At 29.1% G+C, this 11,080-nt stretch carries 11 protein-coding genes and 4 pseudogenes; 4 read left to right on the forward strand and 11 right to left on the reverse strand.

Features of this window, described 5'->3' with window-relative positions:
* The first annotated feature begins 195 nt into the window (after nt 1-195).
* On the forward strand, nt 196-666 hold the full coding sequence (gene msrA, locus KQI16_RS09765; RefSeq protein WP_216433985.1) for a peptide-methionine (S)-S-oxide reductase MsrA: 471 nt from the start codon (nt 196-198) through the stop codon (nt 664-666).
* 135 nt (nt 667-801) lie between these two features.
* Here the strand turns inward: msrA and KQI16_RS09770 are convergent, their stop codons facing one another.
* The 7 genes and pseudogenes from KQI16_RS09770 to KQI16_RS13090 all read right to left on the reverse strand — a co-directional run bounded on the left by KQI16_RS09770 (nt 802) and on the right by KQI16_RS13090 (nt 6,423).
* Nucleotides 802-969 carry a DUF6903 family protein gene (locus KQI16_RS09770; protein ID WP_216433987.1) on the reverse strand — a complete coding sequence of 56 codons (168 nt, stop codon included), beginning with the start codon at nt 967-969 and terminating at the stop codon, nt 802-804.
* 3 nt (nt 970-972) lie between these two features.
* Nucleotides 973-3,137, reverse strand: a pseudogene (gnpA, locus tag KQI16_RS09775) (1,3-beta-galactosyl-N-acetylhexosamine phosphorylase).
* A 43-nt stretch (nt 3,138-3,180) separates the two neighbouring features.
* Nucleotides 3,181-4,068: a carbohydrate ABC transporter permease gene (locus tag KQI16_RS09780; RefSeq protein WP_216433989.1), complete on the reverse strand. Its 888-nt coding sequence runs from the start codon at nt 4,066-4,068 to the stop codon at nt 3,181-3,183.
* A gap of 10 nt (nt 4,069-4,078) precedes the next feature.
* Nucleotides 4,079-4,969, reverse strand: a pseudogene (locus KQI16_RS09785) (carbohydrate ABC transporter permease).
* A 109-nt stretch (nt 4,970-5,078) separates the two neighbouring features.
* Nucleotides 5,079-5,870: pseudogene (locus KQI16_RS13080) on the reverse strand (carbohydrate ABC transporter substrate-binding protein); the annotation flags it as partial.
* Between the two features lie 15 nt (nt 5,871-5,885).
* Complete coding sequence (locus tag KQI16_RS13085) at nt 5,886-6,017, reverse strand: hypothetical protein (protein WP_286173042.1); 132 nt, start codon at nt 6,015-6,017, stop codon at nt 5,886-5,888.
* Nucleotides 5,986-6,423: an extracellular solute-binding protein gene (locus KQI16_RS13090; protein ID WP_286173043.1), complete on the reverse strand. Its 438-nt coding sequence runs from the start codon at nt 6,421-6,423 to the stop codon at nt 5,986-5,988. Before KQI16_RS13090 ends, KQI16_RS13085 begins: the two co-directional genes overlap by 32 nt.
* A 353-nt stretch (nt 6,424-6,776) precedes the next feature.
* On the opposite strand from KQI16_RS13090, the gene KQI16_RS13255 reads away from it, so the two are divergent.
* The gene (locus KQI16_RS13255; RefSeq protein ID WP_330654203.1) at nt 6,777-7,220 is read left to right on the forward strand and encodes a cupin domain-containing protein; all 444 of its coding nucleotides are present in this window, start codon (nt 6,777-6,779) and stop codon (nt 7,218-7,220) included.
* Nucleotides 7,221-7,328: 108 nt separating this feature from the next.
* Nucleotides 7,329-7,643 carry a helix-turn-helix transcriptional regulator gene (locus KQI16_RS13260; protein WP_442861807.1) on the forward strand — a complete coding sequence of 105 codons (315 nt, stop codon included), beginning with the start codon at nt 7,329-7,331 and terminating at the stop codon, nt 7,641-7,643.
* A gap of 58 nt (nt 7,644-7,701) precedes the next feature.
* Here the strand turns inward: KQI16_RS13260 and KQI16_RS09800 are convergent, their stop codons facing one another.
* Nucleotides 7,702-8,460, reverse strand: a complete 759-nt coding sequence (locus KQI16_RS09800; RefSeq protein ID WP_216433991.1) for a tRNA threonylcarbamoyladenosine dehydratase — start codon at nt 8,458-8,460, stop codon at nt 7,702-7,704.
* A gap of 188 nt (nt 8,461-8,648) precedes the next feature.
* Between KQI16_RS09800 and KQI16_RS09805 the strand changes: the two genes are divergently transcribed.
* Nucleotides 8,649-9,341 carry a 5'-methylthioadenosine/adenosylhomocysteine nucleosidase gene (locus tag KQI16_RS09805; RefSeq protein ID WP_216433993.1) on the forward strand — a complete coding sequence of 231 codons (693 nt, stop codon included), beginning with the start codon at nt 8,649-8,651 and terminating at the stop codon, nt 9,339-9,341.
* An 11-nt stretch (nt 9,342-9,352) separates the two neighbouring features.
* On the opposite strand, the gene KQI16_RS09810 is transcribed toward KQI16_RS09805, so the two are convergent.
* From KQI16_RS09810 to KQI16_RS09820, 3 genes and pseudogenes are all read right to left on the reverse strand, one after another.
* Entirely contained in the window at nt 9,353-9,766 is a 414-nt protein-coding gene (locus KQI16_RS09810; protein WP_216433996.1) for a hemerythrin domain-containing protein, read from the reverse strand.
* A gap of 91 nt (nt 9,767-9,857) precedes the next feature.
* On the reverse strand, nt 9,858-10,412 hold the full coding sequence (locus tag KQI16_RS09815; protein ID WP_216433998.1) for a rubrerythrin family protein: 555 nt from the start codon (nt 10,410-10,412) through the stop codon (nt 9,858-9,860).
* A gap of 92 nt (nt 10,413-10,504) precedes the next feature.
* Nucleotides 10,505-10,954, reverse strand: a pseudogene (locus tag KQI16_RS09820) (M48 family metallopeptidase); the annotation flags it as partial.
* Nucleotides 10,955-11,080: the final 126 nt, after the last annotated feature.

Below are 11,080 nucleotides of genomic sequence, written 5' to 3' on the forward strand. Positions count from 1 at the left end.
AGAAAGGCTAAAAAGTAATGAAATATATGAAGAAGCATTAAATAAAAGTAAAATATCCCTTCAAAATTTTTTATCAAGTTTAATAAAAGAAAACATAGAAATAAAAATATCCTTTAAATAAATATTTACTAAATACTTTTTAAGAGTATAATATATTTAAATCATTTTAAATCTACATTTAAAGGAGATGAGCAAATGAAAAAAATAGTTCTTGCTGGGGGCTGTTTTTGGGGAGTTGAAGAATTTTTATCAAGAATTCCCGGCGTTATAGAAACAGAAGTGGGCTATTCTAATGGAAGAACCAAAAATCCTACTTATGAAGAAGTTTGTAATAACAATACATATTTTGCTGAGACATGCTTAGTTACTTATGATGAAAATATTGTATCTCTTGAGACAATTCTTAAGGAATTTTGGTCAATTATAGATCCAACTACCTTAAACAGACAGGGAAATGATGTTGGAAGCCAATATAGGACAGGAATTTATTATTTAGATGAAGCTGACTTAGATACTATATTAAAAAGCAAAGAGGAAGAACAAAAAAAATACGAAAAAAGAATTGTAACTGAAGTTAAACCTCTTGTTAATTATTATAAAGCTGAAGAATATCATCAAAAATACTTAAAGAAAAACCCAAATGGATATTGCCATATAAAATTATAATTTCTATAACCTTATTTATTAAACATTACATATTTTTATAACTTTTATATATCAATATTATTAATAAAAAAGAACTCTACCTTCTATATTAATTATAGTTTAATAGAGTTCTTTTTATTTATATTTACATAGATATTATTTATGCTTTTTATTATACAAGAATAATTGAGTAAGAAGCCCTGTTAGACCAGCTAACATTACACATAATCCTGGAACTCCAATATTTTTTTGCCCTACAATAATCATTCCTAAAAATACTATAAAAGCAATAATATTAATAGTAATTTTTACTGCTGTACTCATAGGCTACATCTCTATCCATCTGATTTCACCAGCTGCTAAAGTAACTTCCACTCTATTTCCTTCACCATCATAGACATTTGTAACTTGTTCCTTATCTGTATTATTTAAAATAGCATATTTCTTTATGCTTGGATATGCATGTACTTCACAATATAAGTTATCAGCATACCATTTCTTAAATTCATTTTCTTTATGAGCAGCATAATATAAAGATCTCATTAATATACGAGTATTTTGCTGAGAATATGGAAGTCCAGCAATATAAACACATCTTCCTTTTCCATAATCATTACTTTCCATATTAACTTCCCCATTACTATAAACAATTATTTATGTAGAAGCTTTTGTAGCATAAATATTCTTCATTCCTTCACCAAAATCAAAATCCTCTACTATATCTTCTGTAATAAAGTGTTTTTCAACTGGTGTATGGAAATACTTATCAGTGTGTAATGTAAATCCTAATTCCTTATCCACACCAAAAGCATCTGATAATTGGAAGAAGTGTCCACCATTTTCAACTGCTGTTGGTTCACCAACTCCAACAAATCCACCACCATTATAAATCCATTCACGAATAATTGCTACAAATTCAGAATCTTTCCAAATATCTCCTCCTGAAAAAGCAGTGTAAGCATCTCCAGCATTTATTATTACATCTATATCTTCTGGAATTCCATTTTCCTTAATATCATCAAAACTAATGAAAGTTACATCCACACTAGCCCCGCTTAAGGCTTCTAAAATTCCGTTATAAGAATAAATTTGTTTACAATATAATGCATGAGAAACCATATAAGCATGCCAGCTTCTTAATTTTCCCCAACTGTTTAATATAGCCACTTTTAATCCACAATATGGAGTTATGCCATTAATAGTATCATAAATTTCTCTAAATTCATCACAAACCTTTTCTATATAGTCTACAAATTTAGGGAATTTATATGCTAAACTTGGATATCCCCCATAACCTATACGATCTACAGGTTTTCTCATTATGGCACGTCTTGCGCCTAACCAGTTTTCTTTAGCTTCGATAGTTGGATCATTTCCTTCATGGAAAACATCTGGGAAGAAGTATGGTAAAAATCTTCCCTCACGATATTTTCCCCTGAAATATCAGATATTAAACGAAGAGTTGCTCCTCCTCCAACACTTCCTACAACTGCATCTAAGCCTATTTCCGGGAAATACTTTCCATATGGCTCAGTACCTATCCAGTTATCTCCAAGGAACATCATTGCTTCTTTGCCAGCTTCATGAGTTAGGTCTACAAGCTTCTTTGCCATTTTAGCGACAAATCTCTGAGTAAAATCCATATAATCTAGATATTCCTTTGTAGGAACACAGAAACTTGAGTTATAATATCCATTTTGTACAAATACTTCTGGACGTAATCTATAACCATATTCTTTTTCAAAAGCTAAAATTGCTTCTGTAGATACACTTGCACCATATCCACACCAATCTACAAATTTTTCTTTGCCTAAGTTATTAAATATTAAAGTAAAATGATAGAAAAAGGTTGTAAAACGTACAACATCTGTATCTGGATTATCTTTTAACCATTCTTTTAAACATTCAACAACATACTTATTTGCATTTTCTTTTCTTACATCAAAAGGTATATCATGAGGAACTTTATCACCCCAATTATTTGTAATATGGTTATACATTTGTGTTGGATCCCATATTAAATATGCAAGGAAAGAAACTGTATATTCATGAAAAGGAGTGCATCCATTTACTATAACTATATCTCTATCTTTATCATACTCCCAATTCTCAACTGGAATAACTTCATTAGTAGTTCTATCTATAACTTCCCACCATTCCTTTGGATCATGAATATAATCAGCTTTTACTTGTTGATCAAAATAAGTATCTAAGAAACTTATTTCTATTGTATCAGATGTTGCTAATACATATTGACTCATTAAATAAGCTTGTTGGCACTCTTCCATATGTTTTTCTGCAAAATCATTATGATGTCGCGCAACAAAATAAGTTGTATAAATCTTTGCATTTAACTTTTTAATATCATCACTAAGCTTTGTACCATCGCTGTCACGGATAGCATCTGCTCCCCAACGAGATAATAATTCTTTTGTTTCCTCAAGGAAATCACTTTCACTTGGTAAAGTCACTCTTCCTCTAGTCTTTGCCATAATAATATACTCCTCCTAATTTTTTCATCTAATCTATAATCTTTTAATCTTTTAATCCTCCAAGGCTCATACCTTGTGTAAGTTTCTTTTGCAGAGCTATATATAAAATTAACGTAGGCAGCATTACAATTACTAAACCTGCATACATAATTCCATAATTAGTTGCTGTCTTTTCTACTGCCATTAAGTTTTGTAATCCTACTGGTAATGTTTTATTCCTTGTATTCATTAATGTAAAGGCAATAATATATTCATTCCAGAAAGCTAGGAAATTAAATAATATAACTGTTATAATACTTGGTCTAGCCATTGGAATCATAATCTTAACCATTGTTTTAAAATATCCACAACCATCAATTAAAGTAGCTTCTTCATAAGCCCTTGGCAATGTCTTAAAATATCCTGTCAGTAAATAAATAGTAAATGGTAAAGCTGTTGATGCATAAACCAAAGCTAAAATAAATCTATTATTTAGGAAAAACTTTACACCAAGCATTTTATTAGCTGAACTTAACATTAAGAATATTAGAACTACAATATAATTAACATTTATAAATAGTCCAGCCATAAATCCTGTACTTATAAATTTTTTACCTTTAAAATTAAATCTTGCTAAACAGTAAGAAGCTGGCAATGCTACTACTAATAACAATACAAGTGATAATGCAGTAACAATTACAGAGTTTAATAAATACTCACCCATTTTTGCCTTTCCAAAGGCAATAGCAAAATTTTCCCACATTAACTTTTTAGGGAAAGCAACCGGATTAATATCTTTTCCAACAAATTCAGCATTAGATTTAAGACTTGCCATAAAAACCCAAGCAACTGGCACAATTATTGAAACTGCTAAAGTTATTAAAGCTATATAGATAAATATTTTATATAAATTTCTACTGCTATTTACTTTATCTTTTTTAATACTTTTCATATACTTCCTCCTAGAACTCTAACCCTTCACGCTCAGTAATCCTATTAATTACTGCTGACAAAATAAAGGAGAATGTGAATACTACTACTCCAATTGCCATACCATAACCATATGCAGATGATGTATATGCTTGCTTATACATATAGCTTAAGAATACTTCAGTTTGTCCATTAGAACCGCCAGCAGTCATAATTTGAACCATTAAAAAGCTTAGGTTAATTGTACTAATAAAAAAGAATGTTAAAGTCGTACGAATATTGTCTCAAATAAGAGGTAACGTAATTACAAAAAATTGCTTAATCTTACCTGCTCCATCTAATGCAGATGCTTCATAGAAACTTTCATAGATTGATGCCATACTAGCCATATACATAACCATGTAATATCCAATTGCCTGCCAGATAAGTGCAAATATTAAACAATAAATTACGATATTAGGCTCTCCCATCCACATTCTTTTTAAATTATCTAACTTTAAAAGAGCTAATAAATTATTTAATAATCCGGCTTGCGGATCATAAATTGCTGAAAAAATAGCTGAAATAACTACAATACTTAAAATATTAGGTATATAAAATACTATTCTAAAAAAATTTGCACCCTTAATTTTCTCCTGAGTTAATATTGCAGCAAATAATACTGCCAAAACTAAAGTAAAAATTGTTACTAAAGTAATAATTAAGATTGAATTCTGCATAGATTGTAGAAAATTTTTATCCTTAATCAAAATCTCAAAATTTTTTAACCCTTGGAATGTTTTAGTGCTAGAAATCCCTCCCCATTTATATAAAGACATCCTAAATACATTGAATGTCGGTACTGCCATAAATATTGTTACAAGTATTACTGCTGGTGCCATACAAGCAAAAATAAATCGCTTTTCTGACTTTCTTTTATTCATTTACCCACCCCCCATTTAAGTTAAACGGTGAGTTATAAGACTCACCGTTTAACACTTTATAACTTTATAACTTTATTATTTTACAGTTTTATAATTATAATTATTATCACTACTTAAGCGCAGCTTTACATTTTGCAAAAGTATCATTTAATTGAGTCTTCCATTGCTCAACAGTCATTGATCCATCAACTAATGAATCAATTGCTCCATATACAGCCTTATTAAAATCTAATCCTTCAATTGTATCTGTTGCAGCCCAATTACCTAATGCAGGTAATACGCCTTCTTCTTCATAAATACTATAGAATAACTTCATATCTCCATCAAGCTTATCAACAATACTCTTAACTGGTTGAACAACAGAAGTAGCAACCATTTCTCCATCTTTATTTTGAACTTTATTATTTAACATAATATCAATTGCTTCATCTGAATATGAGAACTTAATAAATTTTTTTGCATCTTCAGGATTTTTAGCTTCTTTAGGTACCCAAACTTGTTCGAAGAATGTATATGCATAACGTTTTCCACCTTCTTCAAAAGCTGGTAAAGGCATAAATCCCCATTTAAATCCTTCAGGAGTTGATTCTGCCATTTCTCCAACTACCCAGTTTCCATTTGGCATAAAGGCTACTTGTCCATCTATTACAGCTTGTTGATTTTTCTTAAATCCACCATCACTAGTTGCATTTGCAACTGTTGCATCCCAAGTATATTCAACTAATTTAGCAACTGTATCAATTATTAATTGTCCTTCTTTAGAATTCCAAGTATTTTCATCATACTCTAAAGCTTTCTTATAATAATCTGAACCCCCAGCTTGATATAATAATGCAAATAAAGTTCCATCAAAATATCCTGCGGTTGGATAAGTAAATAATGCTTTTCCCTCTGCCTTTAATTTATCACCATATGCCTACATTTCATCCCATGTAGTAGGTAATTTTTCTTTTTCAAACTGAGCCGCATCATACCATAATCCTGTTGGTGAATAGAATATTGGAGCTAAATAAGTTTTACCCATCTCCATATGGTTGAGTAATAGCATTTTCAGCAAATCCATCAGCTAATTTATCTTTTAATTCTCCCTCAAATACATCTGATATATCTAATAACGCTTCTTCCTTAATCATTGTTTCAGTAAATCCACTCTTTTGTCCAATATTATAGTAAACAACATATGGATATTCTCCGTCTAACATTTGAGGACGTAATTCCTCATCTAATTTTGATGAAAGTTGTAACTCAATATCAACATCTGGATGTGAAGCTTCAAAAGCTGCTTCAAGATTTCTCCAGATATCTCCTCCATTACCTCCTTCGAATGCAGCAACTTTTAGTATTTTCTTTCCTGATGTTTCATCTAATGATACATCTGTTGACTTAGAGCCACATCCAGTAAAAGAACTAGCAACCATAAGAGCCATCAACGACATACATAATAACTTTTTCATAAATCCAATTTCCCCCTACAAAAATATTTGTAATTTTTTATACCAAGTTTACCTTACACTCATAGTATAGTCTATAGTAAACGTTTTTATATAAATATCTTGCTGTATTTTTAATATATATTGCTATTATAAAACTGATAATAACACTTTTTCAATAATAATACATATAAGATAATCTTTGTATATAGCTTTAAACCTAGTAAAATCAAAGCTTTTAGGAGGATACTTCTAATTTAAAACATTATGTTAATAAATTATATTAATTTTTTAGTTATATTGTTATATTAGGATAAAATTTATTAATATTGTGATATAATTATTAATATTATGCTAAATAGATTGGGGGATATAAATTGAGTATTACACGATACCTAATAAATAACAAAAAACCTTATGACCAAAATTATGAACTACTTTATATAAGCAAATCAAAGTTTGAAAATGATTGGCATAGTACAGCTCATTTTCACCCCTTCACCGAAATATTCTTTATTACTGATGGTAAAGGAGCTTTTCATTTAGATGATACCGTTGTTAACGTTGACAAATGGGATTTAATTATAATTAATCCAAACTGTTTACATACAGAAAAATCATCTTTATCAGATACTCCTCTAGAATATATTGTTCTAGGAATAGATAATCTATTATTAAATTTTCCTGAAACATATAGTTTAACTGAAAATGAACAACAAGATAATCTTTATAAAATTATGAACTTCTCACAAGACAAGGAATTAATACTTACTTATTTAAATAGATTAATTAATGAAATTGAAAACAAGGAATTTAATTAAGAAAATATCTGTAAAAGTATTTTGACCCTTTTCATAACTCACATCATACGCAGCACAGCTTCACTAGAATTCGTAGAAGAATCTCAGGATAAATTAAATTTAGAATGTATGAAAATTAAAAATTATATTGACTCACATTATTCCCAAAATATAACCCTAGACTTTTTATCTAATTTAACTTACATGAATAAATTTCACTTAGTTCATACTTTTACTAAACAAATAGGAATATCTCCTATAATTTATGTTATAAATAAACGTATTCAAGAAGCTAAAAATTTGTTAAGCACTACTAACTATTCTATTAGAGATATTGCTTCAATTGTAGGCTTTTCAAGTTCTTCTTACTTTAGCCAAATGTTTAGGAAGGTAACAGGAATCTCTCCAAAAATCTATAGATTAGAAAATTCTAAAAAAAGATAACATAAAAATAAGGAGTAGTTATTGTTTTGCATAATAACTTACTCCTTATTTAAAAAAACTAAATTTCACCTATTATCTCTTTAATAACTTCTCCTGCTATTATCATTCCTGCAACTGGTGGAACAAAAGACATACTTCCTGGTATTTGTCTTCTAATTGTACACTTCTTAGTTCCTCCTGTACATACACAGCCAGTTTTGCAAGTAACTACATCTTCATCCTTTGGCTTTCTTGGTTTTTCTTCTGAATAAAGAACCTTAAGCTTTTTAACCCCTCTTTTTCTTAATTCATATCTCATAACTTTAGCAAGAGGACAAATTTTTGTATCATATATGTCAGCAATTTTAAATTGTGTTGGATCCAGCTTATTACCTGTCCCCATTGAAGCAATTATATTAATATTTCTTTCATAACAATATTGTGCCAAAGCTAACTTTGCTGAAACAGTATCAATTGCATCTATCACATAATCAATATCATCTGTAATTATATCTTTTATATTTTCTGGAGTTACAAAAACTTCATGTGTAATAACATTACACTTCCTATTTATAGTAAGGATTCTCTCCTTCATAACTTCTACCTTTGATTTGCCTATTGTTTTATATGTAGCATGTATTTGTCTGTTTAAATTTGTTAAACAAACTGTATCATCATCAATTAATACAATGCTTTCTACTCCTGCCCTTACAAGGGCTTCAACTGCAAAGCTTCCTACACCACCAACACCAAATACCATTACCTTTGAATTTCTTAATTTTCCTAATCCTTCTGTTCCTATTAGTAATTCTGTTCTAGAGAACGGATGTTGTAGCATTAATTATCTCTCCTTTTTTTATTAAACATTATATCTTATTTTAAAACATAATTTGTTCATATACAATGATTATTATTTCCCAAGAAATAAAATACACTTTTAAGCTTTTGTTTGTTTAAATACTATCTTTTATATGTTAATATAATGAGGAATTAACTTAATTAAATTTATTTTAAGGAGGTCAAATAATGACTTTTGGAATTATAAGTGCTATGGCTGAAGAACTAGAACTTCTTCTTAATGAAATGAATGTTGAAGAAAAAACAACAAAAGCTAATATGACTTTTTATAAAGGAAAATTAGGAGATAAAAATATAATAGCGGTAGTTTGCGGAATTGGTAAGGTTAATGCTGCAATATGTAGTCAAATATTAATATCTGAATATAAGGTTTCTTCTATTATCAATGTTGGAGTTGCTGGTGGAATAGGTAAAAATATTTATCCTGGAGATGTTGTTATAGGAACTGATTTAGTTGAACATGATATGGATACTTCTGCTTTTGGTGATCCAATTGGACAAATACCAAGATTAGACACCTTCTCCTTTAAATGCGATGAAAATTTAGTTAAAGCAGCTCTTAATGCCGCTAATGAAATAGAAGAAATAAATACTTTTACAGGAAGGATAGTTTCTGGAGATCAATTTATAGCAAACATTAATAAAATAAAATGGTTATCTGAAACCTTTGATGCAATATCTTGTGAAATGGAGGGCGCAAGCATAGCTCATGTTTGTTATTTAAATAATATTCCTTGCGTTGTTATAAGATCAATATCAGATAATGCTAATAACGGAGCTCATATGGATTATGAAAAATTCCTTCCAATAGCTATTAGAAATTCTACTACAATATTGAAGAACATGTTAAAAACACTTTAGGCATTAATTGCCTAAAGTGTTTTTATTTCAGGATAAAGCTTTAAATCTTCTTTTTGAATTCTATTTACTAATAAATTCAATACCTTTTGACTTTCTTTTATAAATTCTTCTTTATTAGCTAATATCTTATTTTTTGTATTAAACTTATTTTTATATTCTGTGAATATGCTATGAATATTACCCATCTCTTCACTATATTCAGTAGCTATTTTCTTTAATTTATCATTATTGCTCTTTATAAGTTCTGGATACAAAAACTTATCTTCTGTTTTCATATGAATATTTAATTTTCCAGCAAGGGTATTTATATCCCATACCGTATCATCAATTTTATCTTCTAAATTAGTTGACTTTATATAATTTTCTATTTTTTTAAATAATTCTTTTATTTCTGTATGCTGTCTCTCTAAATTACTTATATTCATTTCCCTAACTCCCTAACTTTCCTATTTTTAATTTATTTTTATTATAAGGAAATTTTAGGGGAAATTATGTGATTAGAATCACATAAGAATATTAAAATTCTTTAAACATATCTCTTTTAACACCACAAACTGGACATTTATCTACTGTAACTCCAATTTCAGTAAATCCACAAATTGGACAGATATAAATTGCTTCATCACCTATATCGTTACCTTGTTTAGCTTTATCTTGAGCTTCTTTAAACATCTTTGCATGAATCTTTTCTGCTTCTAGTGCATAGTGGAAAGATTTTTGAGCTTCACTTTCTTTTTGGAATTTTGCTGTTTCTAAATATACAGGATACATTTGTTCTACTTCGTGTAGTTCTCCATCAATGGCTCCTTGAAGATTTTCAACAATGTTTGTATGGCCAAATACAGCACCTGCAGCAACAGTGGCATCCCCTACTTGATCTCTTAATACATTAAAATGATTTTTAGCATGAACCCATTCCGCATAAGCTATTCCTCTGAAAAGTCTTGCTATATTTGGATATCCATCCTTTTCTGCTGAATCCGCCCAAATTGTATATCTCATGTGAGCCATGCTTTCTCCACCATAAGCTGATCTTAAAAAATCTGCAGTCATTGCATTTTTTAATGACATTTTTATACACATCCTTTCTTAACAATTACAAACTTTATTATTTCCAATAGTATATTAAATAATTCATTCTTTTATATTTACTTGTTAAATTTTTAAATATAAAGTCTTACTCCATTCTTTTTAAGCCAGTTATGTCTTTCTTTATAATCTGGAAGAATACTCTCTACTTTATTCCAAAAATTCTTAGAGTGGTTTTTATGAACCATATGACTCATTTCATGAACAACTACATAATCTAATACCTCTAACGGAGCCATAGAAAGCCTCCAATTAAATAACAAATCGTTTTTATAGGAACAGCTTCCCCATCTTTTCTTTTGTTCTTTTGACTTTATATTTCTAGGCTTAACATCAAAATACTTCTGGTAATACTCAACTCTTTCCTTAACTTTTCTCAAAGTTGTTTCTCTATAAAAATTCTCTATGGCAAGTTTTATTGCTTTAGTATCATTAGTATTACTTTTTACTATTAATTTTTCTTCAGAAAGTTCAGCTTTTATCTTTTTATAATTGTCCTTTATATCTATATATAATTTATATTCTCTTCCAAGATATAGTTAAGAAAAAGGCAAAATGGATAATAGAGAAGCAGAATGAAGTTAGTATTATAAATGCAAAAAAGATAAAAAGAGAAGGCATTGAAGGGGAAACTTATCTATATCTTGGAA

It is taken from the genome of Caproiciproducens sp. MSJ-32, from assembly GCF_018918055.1.
Lineage (GTDB): Bacteria > Bacillota > Clostridia > Clostridiales > Clostridiaceae > Clostridium.